Origin of the sequence: Citrobacter sp. FP75 (assembly GCF_018342065.1) — a bacterium.
GTDB lineage: Bacteria > Pseudomonadota > Gammaproteobacteria > Enterobacterales > Enterobacteriaceae > Citrobacter.
Map to the genome: position 1 here is coordinate 16,505 of NZ_JAFDOE010000003.1, position 20,157 is coordinate 36,661.

The following is a 20,157-nucleotide window of genomic DNA, read 5'->3' on the forward strand; positions in this document are numbered from 1 at the left end:
GAAAAGGTATTAGGCATGCAGAAAGAAAAACTTTCCGCTTTAATGGATGGCGAAACGCTGGATACTGAGTTACTCAAAGAGCTGACTCACGACCCGGAAATGCAAAAAACCTGGGAGAGTTATCACCTGATCCGCGATTCCATGCGAGGTGATACCGCCAACGTTCTCCATTTCGATATTTCCGACCGCGTAATGGCTGCCATCGCAGATGAGCCAGTACGTCAGACGGCGCCATTGATTCCTGAGGCCCAGCCAGCACCGCATCAGTGGCAGAAAATGCCATTCTGGAAGAAAATGCGTCCGTGGGCCGCTCAGCTTACTCAAATGGGTGTGGCTGCGTGCGTATCGCTTGCAGTTATTGTTGGCGTCCAGCACTATAATGGGCAATCTGAAACGTCCCAGCAGCCCGAAACGCCGGTATTTAATACATTACCGATGATGGGTAAAGCCAGTCCGGTGAGCTTGGGTGTACCTTCTGACGCGACGGCCAGCGGCGGTCAGCAACAGCAGGTGCAGGAGCAGCGTCGTCGTATCAATGCTATGTTGCAGGATTACGAACTGCAGCGCCGACTGCACTCCGAACAGCTTCAGTTTGAGCAGGCACAAACACAGCAAGCCGCTGTACAGGTGCCAGGAATTCAAACTTTAGGAACGCAATCGCAGTAATGAAGCAACTTTGGTTTGCCATGTCACTTGTGGCTGGTAGCCTGTTCTTCTCTGTCAACGCCTCGGCCACTCCTGCGTCCGGGGCGTTATTGCAGCAGATGAATCTGGCCAGCCAGTCGCTCACCTATGAGCTGTCATTCGTCAGCATCAATAAACAGGGTGTTGAATCCCTACGTTATCGCCATGCTCGCCTGGATAACCGCCCGCTTGCGCAACTGCTGCAATTGGATGGACCACGCCGGGAAGTCGTACAACGTGGGAATGAAATCAGCTATTTTGAGCCGGGGCTCGAACCGTTCACGCTGAACGGTGACTATATCGTTGATTCTCTTCCATCCCTGATATACACCGACTTCAAACGTCTTGCGCCCTATTATGATTTTATCTCGGTAGGTCGAACTCGCATTGCCGACAGGCTTTGTGAAGTGATCCGCGTCGTGGCGCGTGACGGTACCCGTTACAGCTACATCGTCTGGATGGATACAGAAACCAAGCTGCCGATGCGCGTCGATCTTCTCGACCGGGATGGCGAAACGCTGGAACAGTTCCGCGTGATCTCCTTTACCGTGAATAGCGGTGTCGGAGACAGCATGCAGACGCTGGCAAAAGCCAACCTGCCGCCGTTGCTGTCCGTTCCTGCAGGCGAAAAAACCAACTTCAACTGGAGCCCATCGTGGTTGCCACAAGGATTCAGTGAAGTCTCCAGCAGCCGCCGTCCACTGCCGACGATGGACAATATGCCAATTGAATCGCGTCTTTATTCTGACGGCCTGTTCAGCTTTTCCGTGAATGTGAATCGTGCGCAGCAAAACAGTGCCGATCAGCTCCTGCGGACCGGACGCCGGACGGTCAGTACCAGCGTGCGAGATAATGCCGAAATCACCATCGTCGGTGAGCTTCCGCCGCAAACGGCGAAGCGCATCGCGGACAATATTAAGTTCAGGGCTGCACAATGATCAAAGAGTGGGCAACGGTTGTTTCCTGGCAGAATGGCCTGGCGACGGTCAGCTGTGACGTCAAAGCGTCGTGCAGCAGCTGCGCCTCAAGGGCTGAATGCGGAAGCCGTGTGCTGAATAAACTGGGACCGCAAACAACGCACACCATCGTGGTGCCCAGCGTTGAACCGTTGGCTCCCGGCCAGAAAGTTGAGTTAGGCATTGCCGAAGGAAGTTTGTTGGGCTCCGCAATGCTGGTCTATATGTCTCCGTTGGCGGGGCTGTTTGTTTTTGCAGCCTTGTTCCAGGTGTTGTTTGGCAGCGATATCGCCGCGTTAAGCGGTGCGATGCTGGGTGGCGTGGGTGGATTCCTGATTGCCCGTGGTTATTCGCGCAAGCTGGCTGAGCGTGAAGCCTGGCAACCGGTGATCCTCAATGTTGCACTCCCGCCTGACCTTATTCGTGTCGAAACCCACCAGTGATATCTTTGCCTGATGGCACCGCGCTATCAGGCCTACAGAACAGTTACTACGTAGGTCGGATAAAGCGCTTGCGCCGCCATTCTGCAAAAGTTTCACTAACTTTGCTAAGTTGTTTCCAGTTCCCGCTATCCTTGCTCTATGAACATTTCCTCGCCTCAGCGTTGTAGTGTAGAATGCGGCGTTTCACTTAAACAGACGTTAAGCTCAGAACAGCGACTTCTCAGAGCCTGCTCAGGCAGGCGTAAGGCACAATAATTACACTATATGAAGAACATACGTAACTTTTCAATCATAGCTCACATCGACCACGGTAAATCGACGCTGTCTGACCGTATTATCCAGATCTGCGGTGGCCTGTCTGACCGTGAAATGGAAGCGCAGGTTCTCGACTCGATGGATCTTGAGCGTGAGCGCGGTATTACTATCAAAGCGCAGAGCGTGACGCTCGATTTCAAAGCATCTGATGGTGAAACCTACCAGCTTAACTTTATCGACACCCCGGGCCACGTGGACTTCTCGTATGAAGTTTCCCGCTCCCTTGCTGCCTGTGAAGGTGCTCTGCTGGTGGTTGATGCCGGACAGGGTGTTGAAGCGCAAACGCTGGCTAACTGCTATACCGCCCTGGAAATGGATCTTGAGGTGGTGCCGGTACTGAACAAAATTGACCTGCCAGCCGCCGATCCTGAGCGCGTGGCGGAAGAGATCGAAGATATCGTCGGTATTGATGCGACAGATGCGGTTCGCTGCTCGGCGAAAACCGGCGTCGGCGTGACCGACGTTCTGGAACGTCTGGTACGCGATATTCCGCCGCCGGAAGGCGATCCGGAAGGCCCACTGCAGGCGCTGATCATCGACTCATGGTTCGATAACTATCTTGGCGTGGTCTCATTGGTGCGTATTAAAAACGGCACCATGCGTAAAGGCGATAAAATCAAAGTGATGAGCACCGGGCAGGTCTATAACGCTGACCGTCTGGGGATCTTCACGCCGAAACAGGTTGACCGTACCGAGCTGAAGTGCGGCGAAGTGGGTTGGCTGGTTTGTGCGATTAAAGACATCCTTGGCGCACCGGTTGGCGATACGCTAACCCAGGCACGTAATCCGGCAGATAAAGCGCTGCCAGGCTTTAAAAAGGTTAAACCACAGGTTTACGCTGGTCTGTTCCCGGTCAGTTCTGACGATTACGAAAACTTCCGTGACGCGTTAGGCAAACTGAGCCTGAACGATGCCTCTCTGTTCTACGAACCAGAAAGCTCTACCGCGCTGGGCTTCGGCTTCCGCTGTGGCTTCCTCGGTCTGCTGCACATGGAGATCATTCAGGAACGTCTGGAACGTGAATACGATCTGGATCTGATCACCACCGCGCCGACCGTAGTGTACGAAGTGGAAACCACGGGCAAAGAAACTATCTATGTCGACAGCCCGTCCAAACTGCCGCCGCTGAACAACATCTATGAGCTGCGTGAGCCGATCGCCGAGTGTCATATGCTGCTGCCGCAGGCTTACCTGGGCAACGTTATCACGCTGTGCATCGAGAAGCGTGGCGTACAGACCAACATGGTTTATCACGGTAACCAGGTTGCGCTGACCTATGAAATCCCAATGGCGGAAGTGGTGCTTGACTTCTTCGACCGCCTGAAGTCGACGTCTCGTGGTTATGCATCACTGGACTACAACTTCAAACGCTTCCAGACCTCTGACATGGTTCGTGTTGATGTTCTGATCAACAACGAACGTGTTGATGCGCTGGCGCTGATCACCCACCGTGATAACTCGCAGAGCCGTGGCCGCGAGTTGGTGGAAAAGATGAAAGAGCTGATCCCGCGCCAGCAGTTTGATATCGCGATTCAGGCGGCTATTGGTACGCACATCATTGCGCGTTCAACGGTTAAACAGCTGCGTAAAAACGTTCTGGCTAAGTGCTATGGCGGTGATATCAGCCGTAAGAAAAAGCTGCTGCAGAAACAGAAAGAAGGTAAAAAACGCATGAAGCAGATCGGTAATGTCGAACTGCCTCAGGAAGCGTTCCTCGCCATTCTGCATGTCGGTAAAGACAGCAAATAATCCTAAGGAGTTGGCATGGCGAATATGTTTGCCCTGATTCTGGTGATTGCCACACTGGTGACGGGCATTTTATGGTGCGTAGATAAGTTTATCTTTGCGCCAAAACGCCGGGAGCGTCAGGCTGCGGCACAAGCCGCAGCGGGTGATTCACTGGATAACGCAACGCTGAAAAAAGTGGCCCCTAAGCCGGGCTGGCTGGAAACCGGGGCATCCGTTTTCCCGGTATTGGCGATCGTGTTGGTGGTACGTTCATTTATTTATGAACCGTTTCAGATCCCATCGGGTTCGATGATGCCGACGCTGTTAATTGGTGACTTTATTCTGGTGGAGAAATTTGCCTACGGAATTAAAGATCCGATTTATCAGAAAACGTTGATCGAGACAGGGCATCCGAAACGCGGTGATATCGTGGTGTTTAAATACCCGGAAGATCCGCGCCTGGACTACATCAAACGCGCTGTCGGTTTACCGGGAGACAAAGTGACGTACGATCCTGTAGCGAAAGAGGTCACGATCCAGCCAGGGTGCAGCTCTGGTCAGGCGTGTGAAAACGCGTTGCCGGTCACGTACTCAGACGTTCAGCCGAGCGATTTCGTGCAGACCTTTGCTCGTCGCAACGGCGGCGAAGCGACCAGTGGCTTCTTCGACGTCCCACTGAGCGAAACGAAAGAAAACGGTATTCGCCTGACTGAACGTAAAGAAACGCTGGGTGAAGTAACGCACCGTATTCTGACCGTGCCAATCGCGCAGGATCAGGTGGGGATGTATTACCGCCAGCCGGGCCAGCAACTGGCGACCTGGATTGTTCCACCGGGACACTACTTCATGATGGGTGATAACCGTGACAACAGCGCGGACAGCCGTTACTGGGGATTTGTACCGGAAGCGAATCTGGTGGGTAAAGCAACGGCTATCTGGATGAGTTTCGACAAGCAAGAAGGTGAATGGCCGACCGGTGTTCGTTTAAGCCGAATTGGTGGCATTCATTAATCGCTGATAATCGTTCACGTTGTCGTCATAATGACGGCAGCGTGAATTATTTCTCGGATAAATTCCCGCAGACTAACGACATCCCTTGTCGTTGTGTATAGAATATTCCCCCGTAGTTTTAGGTTGGCGCCGTCAGGTTGCCACGGCACACGAAACAGCGTTGATTCGTATACAAGAACATCCAGGCGATGCCGAAACGGCTAACCGAATGGCGTATATCAGGTCTGTTTCGTGTGCTGGATTGTTGACGCATTCATTTATTGGTATCGCATGAACCCCATCGTAATTAATCGGCTTCAACGGAAGCTGGGCTACACTTTTAATCATCAGGAGCTGTTGCAGCAGGCATTAACTCACCGCAGTGCCAGCAGCAAACACAACGAGCGTTTAGAATTTTTAGGCGACTCCATTTTGAGCTTTGTTATCGCTAATGCGTTGTATCATCGTTTCCCGCGTGTGGACGAGGGTGATATGAGCCGCATGCGCGCCACGCTGGTGCGTGGCAATACACTGGCCGAATTAGCGCGTGAGTTTGATCTCGGCGAATGTTTACGTTTGGGACCGGGTGAGCTGAAAAGCGGCGGCTTCCGTCGTGAATCCATTCTGGCAGATACGGTCGAAGCACTGATCGGCGGCGTCTTCCTCGACAGTGATATTCAGACTGTTGAGCAACTGATCCTTAACTGGTATCAAACCCGTCTGGATGAAATTAGTCCGGGCGACAAACAAAAAGATCCGAAAACGCGTTTGCAGGAATATTTGCAGGGTCGCCACCTGCCGCTGCCGTCTTATCTGGTAGTACAGGTCCGTGGCGAAGCGCACGATCAAGAATTTACTATCCACTGCCAGGTTAGCGGCCTGAGTGAACCGGTGGTTGGCACAGGTTCGAGCCGTCGTAAGGCTGAGCAGGCTGCCGCCGAACAGGCGTTAAAAAAACTGGAGCTGGAATGAGCATTGACAAAACCTATTGCGGATTTATTGCCATCGTCGGTCGTCCGAACGTTGGTAAATCCACCCTGTTGAATAATCTGCTTGGGCAGAAGATTTCCATCACCTCCCGTAAGGCGCAGACGACTCGTCACCGCATTGTCGGTATTCATACCGAAGGTGCGTATCAGGCTATTTATGTTGATACCCCGGGCCTGCACATGGAAGAAAAGCGCGCCATCAACCGCCTGATGAACAAAGCGGCCAGCAGTTCTATTGGTGACGTTGAGCTTGTCATCTTTGTCGTGGAAGGCACGCGCTGGACGCCGGACGACGAAATGGTGCTGAACAAACTGCGTGACGGTAAAGCCCCGGTTATCCTGGCGATCAACAAAGTTGATAACGTACAGGAAAAAGCCGATCTGCTGCCACACCTGCAGTTCCTGGCAAGCCAGATGAACTTCCTCGATATCGTACCGATTTCTGCCGAAACGGGTATGAATGTTGATACCGTCGCGGGCATTGTGCGTAAACATCTGCCGGAAGCCATTCATCACTTCCCGGAAGATTACATCACCGACCGCTCGCAGCGTTTTATGGCCTCCGAAATCATCCGTGAAAAGCTGATGCGTTTCCTCGGTGCTGAACTGCCGTATTCCGTGACCGTTGAAATTGAACGTTTTATCCCTAACGAACGTGGCGGCTACGACATCAACGGTTTGATCCTCGTGGAACGCGAAGGGCAGAAGAAGATGGTGATTGGCAACAAAGGGGCCAAAATTAAAACCATCGGTATCGAAGCGCGTAAAGACATGCAGGAAATGTTCGAAGCGCCCGTGCACCTCGAGCTGTGGGTGAAAGTGAAATCCGGCTGGGCCGATGACGAACGCGCGCTGCGTAGCCTCGGTTACGGCGACGACGTTTAAACCCCTTCTCTGAAAAGACGGCGGGCATGATGGAAGGATGGCAGCGCGCATTTGTCCTGCATAGCCGCCCCTGGAGCGAAACCAGTTTAGTACTGGACGTCTTCACGGAAGAGTCGGGTCGCGTGCGCCTTGTCGCTAAAGGTGCACGTTCCAAACGTTCTAATCTTAAAGGCGCTCTCCAACCTTTTACCCCGTTGTTACTTCGCTTTGGCGGACGTGGTGAGGTCAAAACCCTACGTAGTGCTGAAGCTGTCTCTCTGGCGCTCCCGCTTAGCGGAATCACGCTGTACAGCGGTCTGTATATCAACGAGCTCATTTCTCGCGTGCTTGAGTACGAGACCCGCTTTTCTGAACTCTTTTTCGACTACCTGAACTGTATTCAGGCGCTGGCTGGCGCGACAGGTTCGCCAGAGCCTGCGCTGCGTCGCTTTGAACTGGCGTTGCTCGGTCATCTGGGCTACGGCGTGGATTTTACCCACTGTGCGGGCAGCGGCGAGCCGGTGGATGACACTATGACCTATCGCTATCGGGAAGAGAAAGGGTTTATCGCCAGCGTCGTTATTGATAACAACACCTTTACCGGACGCCATCTCAAAGCGCTTGAGTCGCGTGAATTTCCGGATGCTGATACGTTACGCGCCGCGAAACGCTTTACCCGCATGGCGTTAAAGCCGTATCTTGGTGGTAAGCCGTTAAAAAGCCGGGAACTGTTCCGGCAATTTATGCCAAAACGCGCAGTAAAAACAAATAATGAATAACGAGGATTGTCATGGCTGAATTACTGTTAGGCGTCAACATTGACCACATTGCCACGTTACGTAATGCACGCGGCACCGCATACCCGGACCCGGTTCAGGCGGCGTTTATCGTTGAGCAAGCGGGAGCGGATGGTATTACCGTTCATCTGCGTGAAGACCGCCGTCATATTACCGACAGAGATGTGCGTATTCTGCGTCAAACGCTGGATACGCGCATGAATCTGGAAATGGCGGTGACGGAAGAGATGCTGGCCATCGCCGTTGAGACAAAGCCACATTTTTGCTGCCTGGTGCCAGAAAAGCGTCAGGAAGTCACCACCGAAGGCGGTCTGGACGTAGCGGGCCAGCGTGACAAAATGCGTGACGCCTGCAAACGCCTGGCGGACGCAGGCATTCTGGTTTCACTGTTTATCGATGCCGATGAAGAACAAATTAAAGCCGCTGCTGACGTTGGCGCGCCGTACATTGAAATTCACACCGGCTGCTATGCCGATGCGAAAACCGATGCGGAACAGGCCAGCGAATTAGCGCGTATTGCGAAAGCAGCGACTTTTGCGGCAGGTCTGGGCTTGAAGGTGAATGCCGGTCACGGCCTGACGTATCACAACGTCAAAGCCATTGCGCGGATCCCGGAAATGCATGAGCTGAACATTGGTCATGCGATCATCGGACGCGCGGTGATGAGCGGTCTGAAAGAGGCGGTAGTAGAAATGAAACGCCTGATGCTGGAAGCGCGTGGCTAATGGCGATTCTGGGATTAGGCACGGATATTGTGGAGATTGCCCGCATTGAAGCGGTGATCTCCCGTTCCGGCGATCGGCTGGCCAGACGTGTCCTCAGCGATAACGAATGGGCCATCTGGGAAACGCATCAGCAACCGGTGCGTTTTCTGGCGAAGCGCTTTGCGGTAAAAGAGGCGGCGGCAAAAGCTTTTGGTACCGGTATTCGCAACGGCCTGGCGTTTAATCAGTTTGAAGTGTTTAACGATGAACTCGGTAAGCCGCGTCTGCGGTTATGGGGAGAGGCGCTAAAACTGGCGGAAAAACTCGGTGTTATGCATATGCACGTGACGCTGGCCGATGAACGTCACTACGCCTGCGCCACGGTCATTATCGAGAGTTAAAGCTTGTCCGAGTGATGCATTAGCACAAACTTATCCCACAGCTGTTCTTCTGTTTCGACATGTGCCGGATCTTTCAAAATGGTATTGGGGATCGGGCACACCTTCTGGCAGGTCGGCGTGTCGTAATGACCTACGCATTCCGTACATTTGTCGCTGTTAATCTCGTAAATGCTGTCACCCATCGAAATCGCCTCATTCGGGCATTCGGGTTCGCACATATCACAATTGATACACTTTTTAGTGATTAACAGGGCCATCAGGAAACTCTCAAAACATCACAAATCGGGCGGGCATTATACGCGCATTCTTTGCTCAGACCAGTTTTTTTACCAGTGCTTCGCTGTGGCGAATGCGTTCCGGGGCATGCTCGAGATCCTGCTGCACCAGCGCCATAAACAGTAAATCTGTCAGCATCATTTGCGCGTGGGTGGAGGAAATCGCGGCGCTGCGCGTGGCCTGTTCCTCGGCAATGGTGTACAGACAACGGGTGGCGCGCTGCTGTAAGGCATTAGGCGTAAACCCGGTAATAGCAAGGATTTTGGCCCCGGTACGCAACGTTTCATCCGCAGCCAGATTCAGTTCGCGGCGTTCTCCGGTATACGAAATGGCGACCAGCAGATCGTTGGGTGAAAGCGCCTGTACCGTCGCCAGCAGGGCGTGCATATCGCGTTCAACCACTGCGTTAAAACCTATCTTCAATAGCTTCCAGGCAAAATTTTGCGCCACCAGCCCCGAGGCACCGATCCCGGTCAGGATAATGCGTCGGGCAGAGCGCAGCATCGTGACGCTTTCCATCAGTTTTTCTTCGCTATTGACGTCCAGCGTGGCATGCATCGCCGCCACGTTCTCCTGAATCAACTTCTCACCCACCAGGCGCATCGGGTCGTCGCCGCGAATCTGATTGTGCACCGGAACAGAATGCGGATTGGGATTGCTTGCCAGCGCTTCACTGATGGCCAGTTTGAGTGCCGGAAAACCTTTAAACCCCATTTTTTGCGCGAACTTCACGACGCTGGACTGGCTAACGCCCGCTTCAAAGGCCAGTTGTTGTGAGCTGAGATGACGCGCATTATCCGGCTGCGTAAGAAGATAATCCGCAAGCTTTTTATCGCTTTGTGCGAGGTCCGGGTAACGCTGACGAATGCGAATCAAACAGTTCATGCTGTCTCCTGGCGAAAACGTGATGGCGATTACAAAACAAAATTTCACTCGCCTGGATGAATATAATATTCCATTATGACGGATTATTATGAATTAAAAATTCCTAAGGAACAAAAAATGAATCTCGGTGCGTTAGTGTCAGAAACCCGCAATCCACAGACGATGGATCTCGATGCGCTATCCACGCTTGAGCTGGTACATCGCTTTAATCAACAGGATACGCTGGTAGCGGAAGCAGTAAAAGCGACACTGTCTGAAGTTGCGCATGCGGTTGATGCGGCAGCGAAAGCGTTGAAAGCAGGTGGGCGGATTATTTACATGGGCGCAGGAACCAGCGGGCGCCTCGGCGTGCTGGATGCCTCTGAATGCCCGCCAACCTTCGGCGTGCCACACGGGCTGGTGGTTGGGCTGATTGCCGGTGGGCCGGGGGCGTTGTTGAAGGCGGTTGAAGGTGCAGAAGATAACCCGCAGCTCGGGGAAGATGACCTGCGGGCGCTGAATCTGACCGCGCAGGATCTGGTTGTTGGCCTGGCGGCATCTGGCTGTACACCGTATGTGATTGGTGGGCTGAAATATGCGCGTTCGGTGGGCTGTACGACGGTAGCGATTTCCTGTAACCCGGACTCACCGATTGCCCGCGAAGCGGATATCGCCATCTCTGTGGTGGTTGGCCCGGAGGCGCTAACCGGTTCAACCCGCCTGAAGTCGGGTACCGCGCAGAAACTGGTGCTGAATATGATCTCCACCGGAGCAATGGTGAAATTTGGCAAGGTGTATCAGAACCTGATGGTGGATATGAAAGCGACCAACGCCAAGCTGGTCGATCGCGCGTGTCGTATGGTGGTGGAAGCCACCGGGATTGCGCGTGAAGAGGCAGAAACGTTATTAGAGCAAACTGACTTTGATGTTAAACCCGCCATTCTGATGGCGTTGACCGGGCTGGATGCGACGGCAGCCAGAGCAAAACTCTCCGCTCACCAGGGTTTTTTACGCGCGGCATTAGAACACTAAGAGGTGCACATGGACAAAACGGCGGCGCTTGCCAGCGATATCCTGCTGGGAGTAGGCGGAGAAAAAAATATTCTGCGCCTGGAAAACTGTATGACCCGCGTCAGGGTAGAAGTACAGAATGACGACCAACTGGATATTTCCCGGTTGAAGCAGTTGCCTGGCGTCAGCGGCTATGTGAAGCAGGGGGCGCAGCACCAGATTATCGTTGGTCCCGGTAAGGCCGCCAAAGTAGTGGATGCCATGCGTTCTTTGATTGCCGATGACGGCGAACGTCCGGATGCAAACGACATTGAGCGCACGAAGTCAGAGGTTAAAGCGAAGTACAAAGCACCCATGAGCGATGCGCTGCGTAAACTGGCGAACGTCTTTATTCCGCTGATCCCGGCGTTTATCGCCTCCGGTTTGATTACCGGCATTATTAACATTCTGAAGCGCCCGGATATTGTGGGCGATTTTGCCACCCATTATCCCAATATGCTGGGGCTGATGGGCATCTTCGGCAGCGCCGTTTTTGCCATCATGAATATTCTGGTGGGAGTGAATACCGCCAAAGTGTTTGGCGGTTCTCTTGCGATGGGGGGGGTGATGGCGGGGATTCTCTCCAGTCCGCAGTTGGCGCAAATTACGCTGTTTGGCGAAGCGCTACAGCCGGGGCGTGGCGGGGTCATTGCTGTGCTGCTGGTAGTGGCGCTGATGTGCTGGATCGAACGTAAATTCCGCGAGATGTTGCCGGAATCGCTTGAGCTGATCCTCAACCCGTTACTGACCACCCTCATTACCGGGACGATAGCGATTGTGGCGCTGCAACCGCTGGGCGGCTGGATTTCAGAATCCATTGCTCACGGAGCCTCCTGGGCTATCGATCGCGGCGGTTTCCTGGTCGGTGCGGTGCTGGCGGGAACCTTTTTGCCGCTGGTGTTAACTGGACTGCACCAGGGGCTGGTACCGATTCACGTTGAGCTGGTGCAGGCGCATGGCTATAACGCGCTGTTTCCCATCCTGGCGATGGCGGGGGTCGGACAGATTGGCGCCGCGATTGCCGTGCTGATGAAAACCCGTAACGCTCGGCTGAAGAAAGTGATCAAAGGCGCGCTGCCGGTAGGATTACTGGGCATCGGCGAACCGTTGATTTTTGGCGTGACGTTGCCGCTGGGTAAACCGTTTATCGGCGCTTGCCTTGGTGGTGCTGTTGGGGGGGCGCTAATCAGCTACTGGAAGGTGGCGACGGTTATCACTTTTGGTATCTCGGGATTACCGCTGGCGCTGACGATTGTTGCCGGAAAAGTGATGTTCTATCTGTTAGGCTATCTCGTAGCGGTTATTGCCGGGTTCTTATTTACCTGGCTATTGGGGTTCAACGATCCAGAGGACTAAGGTTTGACCAATCACCAGCGTCGCGTTGTTTTTTTTGATTTGGACGGTACGTTACACCAGCAGGATATGTTCGGTAGTTTTCTGCGCTATCTGCTGCGCCGCCAACCGTTGAATGCGCTGCTTGTACTGCCGCTGTTACCGATTATCGCGGTGGCGATGTTGATCAAAGGGCGCGCCGCCCGCTGGCCAATGAGCCTGCTCCTGTGGGGATGCACTTTTGGTCGGTGTGAAGCGCGCCTGAAAGCCCATCAGACCGATTTTGTACGTTGGTTTCGCCATAACGTGACGGCGTTTCCGCTCGTGCAGCAGCGCCTGACAACCTATCTGTTAAGCTCCGATGCTGACATTTGGTTGATCACCGGCTCCCCGCAGTCGCTGGTCGAGCAGGTTTACTTCGACACGCCGTGGCTCCCACGGGTGAATCTTATCGCCAGTCAAATGGCGCGCGGTTATGGCGGTTGGGTGCTGCCTCTGCGCTGTCTGGGCCATGAGAAAGTCACCCAGTTGGAACGCCACATTGGCGCGCCGCTGACTCTTTACAGCGGTTATAGCGACAGTAAGCAGGACAATCCATTGCTCTCGTTCTGTCAGCATCGCTGGCGCGTCACGCCGCGTGGAGAACTGCAACAACTCGAATAGAGTAAACGATAGCGTCTGTGTATAATGCGCCCGCTTTGATTACTGGAGTTCTGCCATTGTCTGATGTTGAATTTAGCCACGAATACTGGATGCGTCATGCTTTAACGTTGGCTAAGCGCGCCTGGGATGAGCGTGAAGTCCCGGTTGGTGCGGTATTGGTGCATAACAACCGCGTCATTGGTGAGGGCTGGAACCGGTCGATTGGTCACCATGACCCAACGGCCCATGCTGAAATCATGGCGCTGCGTCAGGGCGGACTGGTACGGCAAAACTACCGTTTACTGGATGCCACGCTGTACGTCACCCTGGAGCCTTGCGTGATGTGCGCTGGTGCGATGGTACACAGCCGCATTGGTCGGGTGGTGTTTGGCGCGCGCGATGCGAAAACGGGTGCGGCGGGTTCGTTATTGGATGTGTTGCATCATCCGGGAATGAATCACCGGGTCGAGGTTACGGAAGGCATATTGCGTGATGAATGCGCCACGATGCTCAGTGATTTCTTCCGCATGCGTCGTCAGGAAATTAAAGCGTTGAAGAAATCCGCAACGGATTGAACGCGCCACTATTTCTCCTCCTTCTTCTGCGTGGAAAACAGCAGAGAAGGGGAGTGCAACAAATAGTTCGATGAGGTTTGAGAGAGAAACGCAGAGAGCGGGAATTTCTCTTTACCTAACAGTTCTGCGGGCGTCACCGCCGGATAATCCTGCGCCAACTGTTGCGATTCTACCGCCTGCTTTTCTTTCTCCTGCAGGTATCCCACCAGGCTTATCTGATACTTACGGATATTCTCTACATAGGCATAGGCTTCGTGACCCCGCGCATAGCCATAGGTCAGCTTTTTGTACCAGGGTTTTTGGCTGAGCAGCGGCAGGCGCTGTTTGACGTCGGCCCAACTGTCCGGGTTGCCTTTGGTTTTCACCGTTAGCGCGCGGGCATCCAGCATATGCGCATATCCCATGTTATAGGCGGCAAGCGCAAACCAGATCCGTTCTCCCTCGGGGACGGTATCCGGGACTTTACTCATCATATCCTGCAGATAGCGAGCGCCGCCGCTGATGCTCTGCTCGGCGTCGGTTCGGTCAGTCAGCCCGAGGCTCTGGGCGGTATTTTTGGTCAGCATCATCAGACCGCGTACGCCGGTCGGGGATGTTGCTTGCGCATCCCAGTGTGATTCCTGATAAGAGATTGCCGCCAGCAGTCGCCAGTCTATCTCCTGCGCATATTTCTCAAACAGCGGCTTGAGGTCCGGCAATACGCTGTCGACCGCACGTAAGAAAGTGCGGGTATCGACGTAGTCAAAATCATTGCCATGCCCGAGATATTTTTCTTCCAGCCGCGCAAGTGTTCCGTCTTCATTGATGGTGTTAAAGAAATCCAGCAGTGCGGCAGAAAGCGTATTGTCGTCATCCAGACGACTAAACCAGGTGACGGGCTGTTCGTCGGAGACATCCAGCGCCACGGCCAGCTCCGGATGTACGCGTTGGTACAGGCTGATGGCGACCGAATCGGCAATGGTGTAGTCCAGATTGCCATTGATGACGTCATCGAGCAGTTCCGTGGTGCCCTTTTTGTCATCGACTTTCCAGCTCAGTTCAGGAAATTTTGTCTCTTTCAGGTGTTGCAGATCATTTACCACCACGTGTCCGGGGGCGATGGTCAGCTGTTTATCGTTCACGCTGGCCAGGGTTCGCGGACGATATTGCCCGACCCGATACACCAGCTGTTGTGAAACAGAGTAGTAGGTTGGGCCAGGCTGGTAATTTTTAACGCGTTCGCTGTTATACACCAGACCTGCGGCTAACAGGTCAGCGTTACCGTTATCCAGGTCGTCAAAAAGCTGACTAATGTTCTGGCGTACGGTGACTTTTAACGTCACGCCTAAATAGCTGGCGAACTGTTGGGCCAGCTCATAATCCAGCCCGAACCGTTTCCCGGTAAGGGTGGAATACGTCAAGGGGGAGTCAATGGTACTGACGCGCAGCTCTCCCCGCGATTGAATGGCGGCGATACGATTGTCGGCTTTACCGAACCAGGGAATAGATGGCCACAGGGCCGCTGCCAGCAGCAACGTCAATATGCCGATAAACAGATAATTAATCTTTAATTTTTTCAATTAGTTAATTCTCTGAACCGTGCGTTTTTTCAGCCTGCTATGGTCGGGGTTAAGAAGTGAATTCATCATTAATGAGCGGCATTTTGCTTAAACTTACGTCAGTTGGCAACTCATTCAGAATGACAGTCGCATTAGATGATAACAGGAGGACGTGATTTTATTTCGACGCAAACGGTTTCGTCTGCGCGGTAGATTCTTTATAATGACGCCCGTTTCCCCCCTTGCGCACACTTATAAGCGCCTCAGGCGCTTCGAAGACGAGAGACTTATGATGGAAATTCTGCGTGGTTCGCCTGCACTGTCTGCATTCCGTATTAACAAACTGCTGGCGCGTTTTCAGGCTGCCAATCTTCAGGTCCACACTATTTACGCCGAGTATGTCCATTTTGCTGACCTGAATGCCCCGTTAAACGAGGATGAGCATGCGCAACTTGCACGCCTGTTGAAATACGGTCCGAGTCTCAGCAGCCATGTCCCTGAGGGCAAACTGCTGCTGGTTACACCTCGCCCGGGCACCATCTCCCCCTGGTCTTCTAAAGCGACTGACATTGCCCACAACTGCGGCTTGCAGCAGATTAACCGTCTGGAACGTGGCGTCGCCTGGTATGTTGAAGCCTCCACGCTGAGCGCTGAACAGTGGCAGGAAGTGGCTGCCATGCTGCACGACCGCATGATGGAAACGGTTTTCTCTGCGCTGGATGATGCACAAGCGCTGTTTGTTCGCCACCAGCCGGCACCGGTTTCCAGCGTTGATCTGCTGGGCGCAGGCCGCCAGGCGCTGATCGACGCTAACCTGCGTTTGGGTCTTGCGCTGGCAGACGATGAAATCGACTATTTACAGGATGCGTTTATCAAACTGGGGCGCAACCCGAACGACATCGAACTGTACATGTTTGCGCAGGCTAACTCTGAGCACTGCCGCCATAAGATTTTTAACGCCGACTGGGTTATCGACGGTAAACCGCAGCCGAAGTCGCTGTTCAAGATGATTAAAAATACCTTCGAAACCACGCCGGATCACGTTCTGTCTGCGTATAAAGACAACGCGGCGGTAATGGAAGGCTCTGAAGTGGGCCGCTACTTTGCCGACCACAAAACCGGTCGCTACGATTTCCATCAGGAGCCTGCGCATATCCTGATGAAGGTTGAAACCCATAACCACCCGACCGCTATCTCTCCGTGGCCGGGCGCGGCAACCGGTTCCGGCGGTGAAATCCGCGATGAGGGCGCAACCGGGCGCGGCGCGAAGCCGAAAGCCGGGCTGGTGGGTTTCTCTGTGTCTAACCTGCGTATTCCGGGTTTTGAACAGCCGTGGGAAGAAGATTTCGGCAAGCCGGATCGTATCGTTACCGCACTGGATATCATGACCGAAGGCCCGCTGGGCGGCGCGGCGTTTAACAACGAATTTGGTCGCCCGGCGTTGACCGGCTACTTCCGTACCTATGAAGAGAAAGTGAACAGCCACAACGGCGAAGAGCTGCGCGGCTATCACAAACCTGTCATGCTGGCCGGTGGGATCGGCAACATCCGCGCCGATCACGTGCAGAAAGGCGAGATCGTCGTCGGTGCGAAGCTGATTGTCCTCGGTGGTCCGGCGATGAATATCGGGCTTGGCGGCGGGGCGGCTTCTTCAATGACGTCCGGCCAGTCCGACGCCGATCTGGATTTCGCTTCCGTACAGCGCGACAACCCGGAAATGGAACGTCGCTGCCAGGAAGTTATCGACCGCTGCTGGCAGATGGGTGACGCGAACCCGATTCTGTTTATCCACGACGTGGGTGCGGGCGGTTTATCTAATGCGATGCCGGAGCTGGTTAGTGACGGCGGGCGCGGCGGTAAGTTTGAGCTGCGCGATATCTTAAGCGATGAGCCTGGCATGAGCCCGCTGGAGATCTGGTGTAACGAATCCCAGGAGCGCTACGTTCTGGCGGTTGCCGCTGACCAGTTGCCGTTGTTTGACGAACTGTGTAAGCGCGAGCGCGCGCCGTATGCGGTGATCGGTGAGGCCACCGAAGAGCAGCATCTTTCGATGAATGACCGTCATTTCGATAATCAGCCGATTGATTTACCGCTCGACGTGCTGCTGGGCAAAACGCCAAAAATGACCCGCGATGTGCAAACGCTGAAGGCGAAAGGCGAGCAGCTTGCGCGTGAGCAGATTACGCTGGCCGATGCGGTCAACCGCGTGCTGCACCTGCCTGCCGTCGCAGAAAAAACATTCCTCGTGACGATTGGCGACCGTACCGTGACCGGTATGGTGGCGCGTGACCAGATGGTGGGGCCGTGGCAGATCCCGGTAGCCAACTGCGCGGTCACTACCGCAAGCCTTGATAGCTATTACGGCGAAGCGATGTCGATCGGCGAACGTGCGCCGGTCGCGCTGCTGGATTTCTCTGCTTCTGCTCGTCTGGCGGTAGGTGAGGCGCTGACCAACATTGCGGCAACGCAGATTGGCGATATCAAACGCATCAAGCTGTCGGCAAACTGGATGGCGGCGGCGGGTCACCCTGGCGAAGACGCCGGACTGTACGAAGCGGTCAAAGCGGTAGGGGAAGAACTGTGCCCGGCGCTTGGCCTGACCATTCCGGTGGGTAAAGACTCCATGTCGATGAAAACCCGCTGGCAGGAAGGTAACGAACAGCGCGAAATGACTTCGCCGCTGTCGCTGGTGATCACCGCGTTTGCCCGCGTGGAAGATGTTCGTCACACCATTACCCCGCAGCTCTCAACCGAAGACAACGCCCTGTTGCTGATTGATCTGGGACGTGGTCACAACGCGCTGGGTGCGACTGCACTGGCGCAGGTTTACCGTCAACTGGGCGACAAACCGGCGGATGTACGCAACGTTGCGCAGTTGAAAGGCTTCTACGATGCTATGCAGGCGCTGGTTGCCGCGCGTAAGCTGCTGGCCTACCACGACCGTTCTGACGGCGGTCTGCTGGTGACGCTGGCAGAAATGGCCTTTACCGGCCACTGCGGTATTCAGGCAGATATCAGCACGCTCGGTGATGACTGCCTGGCGGCGCTGTTTAACGAAGAATTGGGCGCAGTGATTCAGGTTCGCGCGGCGGATCGTGAAGCCGTGGAGGCGATTCTGGCACAGCATGGCCTTGGTGACTGCGTTCACTATGTCGGCCAGGCTGAAGTCAGCGATCGCTTTGTGATTGCTGCCAACGGACAGACCGTGTTTAGCGAAAGCCGTTCGACGTTGCGTATGTGGTGGGCAGAAACCACCTGGCAGATGCAGCGCCTGCGCGACAACCCGGAATGTGCCGATCAGGAACACGACGCTAAAGCCAACGATGCCGATCCGGGACTTAACGTAAAACTGTCTTTTGATATCAACGAAGACGTTGCTGCCCCGTACATCGCGACCGGTGCGCGTCCAAAAGTGGCCGTGCTGCGTGAGCAGGGCGTTAACTCCCACGTTGAGATGGCGGCGGCTTTCCACCGTGCGGGCTTTGACGCCATCGACGTTCACATGAGCGATCTGCTGGGTGGACGCATCGGTCTGGGGAATTTCCAGGCGCTGGTGGCCTGTGGCGGCTTCTCTTACGGCGACGTACTGGGTGCCGGAGAAGGTTGGGCGAAATCCATTCTGTTCAACAATCGCGTGCGCGATGAGTTTGAAACCTTCTTCCATCGCCCGCAGACGCTGGCGCTCGGGGTGTGTAACGGTTGTCAGATGATGTCTAACCTGCGTGAACTGATCCCGGGCAGCGACCTGTGGCCACGCTTTGTGCGTAATCACTCAGACCGTTTTGAAGCGCGCTTTAGCCTGGTGGAAGTCGCCAGCAGTCCATCTTTGCTGCTGCAAGGTATGGAAGGCTCACGTATGCCAATCGCCGTTTCTCACGGCGAGGGCCATGTAGAAGTGCGTGACGGCGCGCATCTGGCTCAGCTTGAAAGCAAAGGTCTGGTGGCGCTGCGTTTCGTCGACAACTTCGGTAAGGTCACCGAAACCTATCCGGCTAACCCGAACGGTTCGCCGAACGGGATCACCGCGGTGACCAGCGAGAATGGACGCGTGACGATTATGATGCCGCACCCGGAACGTGTGTTCCGTACCGTGAGCAACTCCTGGCACCCGGAAAACTGGGGCGAGGACAGCCCGTGGATGCGAATCTTCCGTAACGCGCGTAAACAACTTGGTTAACGTAACTGCGTGATGTATCAAGCCCCTCCATGTGAGGTAATGCTTGTCAGTTAAGCATTATGGAGAACTTTTGATTCCGCTACAGGGTTCCGTTCACCTTAGCGGTATCATTTCTCTGAAGCACTGATACTCGTGAACGTGCAAGGGAGGTTCACCGCCACCTCCCTTGCATCCCAGGCTCCCGGCGGGAAAATCGTCGCTGCGCGATGTATTCGTCTTATTCCGTCTGTCTGTCGGGTCGGGGCCGAGCCTGCATCCCTGCAGGCCGTCCCCTCTGCCCGCATCCCTGCAGGCAGACCCGGTCAGCCGTCAATGCCTCATCGATTTTCAGCCGGACCACAGTCATCGCTTCCGAACTCTGATTTCCAGGTAAATCTGTTTTGCTGTTCAGATATATTCAAATAAAAGCGCAGGTGGTCAGGTGTGGGCTGGTCCGGCTGAAAATTGCCGACGTGTTTCCGTAAGGCCGGGAGAACCCGCAGGGATGCGGGTTCAGGGCGCGTTTTACAGGGACGTTTCCTCGCGCCCGGCCCGGTAGCCTGGAGGAATAAGCGGAGGGGACCACTAAGTGGCAATTTTCCCGCCGGGAGCCGGGATTGTTAAGGGTACGGCGATAGTACCCTTAACACGTTCACAGGGAGTATCGTTTCAGATAAGTGAAAAACATAAGGTGAACGTAGCAATACGCCGGAGGTAACAGATTCATTGTCTCTGGCTGTTTCATTAAAAGTTATCGATATGACCATTCATCTTCGTTAACTGAATGACGTTACTCCACGTGGGGAGGGGGAAACGCAGGCGAAATTTAAGTGTCGGGAAATCACGACATTGG

General features: G+C 54.4%; 18 protein-coding genes. 15 read left to right on the forward strand and 3 right to left on the reverse strand.

All coding sequences use genetic code 11. The features are described 5' to 3' along the window. The first annotated feature begins 15 nt into the window (after positions 1-15). From rseA to acpS, 10 genes are all read left to right on the forward strand, one after another. Complete coding sequence (gene rseA / locus JQ822_RS11445; protein WP_135324716.1) at positions 16-666, forward strand: anti-sigma-E factor RseA; 651 nt, start codon at positions 16-18, stop codon at positions 664-666. Then, entirely contained in the window at positions 666-1,622 is a 957-nt protein-coding gene (rseB, locus tag JQ822_RS11450) for a sigma-E factor regulatory protein RseB (RefSeq protein WP_213133565.1), read from the forward strand. Before rseA ends, rseB begins: the two co-directional genes overlap by 1 nt. Continuing rightward, positions 1,619-2,083 carry a SoxR-reducing system protein RseC gene (gene rseC / locus JQ822_RS11455; protein WP_213133566.1) on the forward strand — a complete coding sequence of 155 codons (465 nt, stop codon included), beginning with the start codon at positions 1,619-1,621 and terminating at the stop codon, positions 2,081-2,083. The genes rseB and rseC overlap by 4 nt, the downstream gene beginning before the upstream one ends. Positions 2,084-2,347: 264 nt before the next feature. Continuing rightward, entirely contained in the window at positions 2,348-4,147 is a 1,800-nt protein-coding gene (lepA, locus tag JQ822_RS11460) for a translation elongation factor 4 (protein WP_213133567.1), read from the forward strand. Between the two features lie 15 nt (positions 4,148-4,162). Then, positions 4,163-5,137: a signal peptidase I gene (lepB, locus tag JQ822_RS11465; protein WP_213133568.1), complete on the forward strand. Its 975-nt coding sequence runs from the start codon at positions 4,163-4,165 to the stop codon at positions 5,135-5,137. Positions 5,138-5,407: 270 nt separating this feature from the next. Then, positions 5,408-6,088 (forward strand): ribonuclease III, encoded by a 681-nt coding sequence (rnc, locus tag JQ822_RS11470; protein ID WP_003037579.1) that lies wholly within the window; start codon positions 5,408-5,410, stop codon positions 6,086-6,088. Next, positions 6,085-6,990 carry a GTPase Era gene (gene era / locus JQ822_RS11475; protein WP_213133569.1) on the forward strand — a complete coding sequence of 302 codons (906 nt, stop codon included), beginning with the start codon at positions 6,085-6,087 and terminating at the stop codon, positions 6,988-6,990. The genes rnc and era overlap by 4 nt, the downstream gene beginning before the upstream one ends. A gap of 29 nt (positions 6,991-7,019) precedes the next feature. Continuing rightward, positions 7,020-7,748 carry a DNA repair protein RecO gene (gene recO / locus JQ822_RS11480; protein WP_213134069.1) on the forward strand — a complete coding sequence of 243 codons (729 nt, stop codon included), beginning with the start codon at positions 7,020-7,022 and terminating at the stop codon, positions 7,746-7,748. Between the two features lie 11 nt (positions 7,749-7,759). Continuing rightward, positions 7,760-8,491 (forward strand): pyridoxine 5'-phosphate synthase, encoded by a 732-nt coding sequence (gene pdxJ, locus JQ822_RS11485; RefSeq protein WP_213133570.1) that lies wholly within the window; start codon positions 7,760-7,762, stop codon positions 8,489-8,491. After that, the gene (gene acpS / locus JQ822_RS11490; RefSeq protein ID WP_135324724.1) at positions 8,491-8,871 is read left to right on the forward strand and encodes a holo-ACP synthase; all 381 of its coding nucleotides are present in this window, start codon (positions 8,491-8,493) and stop codon (positions 8,869-8,871) included. Before pdxJ ends, acpS begins: the two co-directional genes overlap by 1 nt. Here the strand turns inward: acpS and JQ822_RS11495 are convergent. Both JQ822_RS11495 and JQ822_RS11500 read right to left on the reverse strand, forming a co-directional pair. Further along, the gene (locus JQ822_RS11495; RefSeq protein ID WP_213133571.1) at positions 8,868-9,128 is read right to left on the reverse strand and encodes a YfhL family 4Fe-4S dicluster ferredoxin; all 261 of its coding nucleotides are present in this window, start codon (positions 9,126-9,128) and stop codon (positions 8,868-8,870) included. The genes acpS and JQ822_RS11495 overlap by 4 nt on opposite strands. Positions 9,129-9,183: 55 nt before the next feature. After that, positions 9,184-10,032 (reverse strand): MurR/RpiR family transcriptional regulator, encoded by an 849-nt coding sequence (locus JQ822_RS11500; protein ID WP_213133572.1) that lies wholly within the window; start codon positions 10,030-10,032, stop codon positions 9,184-9,186. A gap of 117 nt (positions 10,033-10,149) precedes the next feature. Here JQ822_RS11500 and murQ point away from each other — a divergent pair, with 117 nt between their 5' ends. From murQ to tadA, 4 genes are read left to right on the forward strand one after another with little or no spacing between them, the layout of a single operon-like run. Further along, positions 10,150-11,043 (forward strand): N-acetylmuramic acid 6-phosphate etherase, encoded by an 894-nt coding sequence (gene murQ / locus JQ822_RS11505; protein WP_213133573.1) that lies wholly within the window; start codon positions 10,150-10,152, stop codon positions 11,041-11,043. A gap of 9 nt (positions 11,044-11,052) precedes the next feature. Continuing rightward, on the forward strand, positions 11,053-12,417 hold the full coding sequence (locus JQ822_RS11510; RefSeq protein ID WP_213133574.1) for a PTS transporter subunit EIIC: 1,365 nt from the start codon (positions 11,053-11,055) through the stop codon (positions 12,415-12,417). 3 nt (positions 12,418-12,420) lie between these two features. Next, positions 12,421-13,056, forward strand: coding sequence for a phosphatidylglycerophosphatase C (yfhb, locus tag JQ822_RS11515; RefSeq protein WP_213133575.1), 636 nt, complete (start codon positions 12,421-12,423; stop codon positions 13,054-13,056). A 17-nt stretch (positions 13,057-13,073) separates the two neighbouring features. Further along, positions 13,074-13,610, forward strand: a complete 537-nt coding sequence (gene tadA / locus JQ822_RS11520) for a tRNA adenosine(34) deaminase TadA (protein ID WP_213133576.1) — start codon at positions 13,074-13,076, stop codon at positions 13,608-13,610. Positions 13,611-13,618: 8 nt separating this feature from the next. On the opposite strand, the gene mltF is transcribed toward tadA, so the two are convergent. Further along, the gene (mltF, locus tag JQ822_RS11525; protein WP_213133577.1) at positions 13,619-15,169 is read right to left on the reverse strand and encodes a membrane-bound lytic murein transglycosylase MltF; all 1,551 of its coding nucleotides are present in this window, start codon (positions 15,167-15,169) and stop codon (positions 13,619-13,621) included. Positions 15,170-15,437: 268 nt separating this feature from the next. Between mltF and purL the strand changes: the two genes are divergently transcribed. Next, entirely contained in the window at positions 15,438-19,325 is a 3,888-nt protein-coding gene (gene purL, locus JQ822_RS11535) for a phosphoribosylformylglycinamidine synthase (protein WP_213133578.1), read from the forward strand. Positions 19,326-20,157 lie beyond the last annotated feature (832 nt).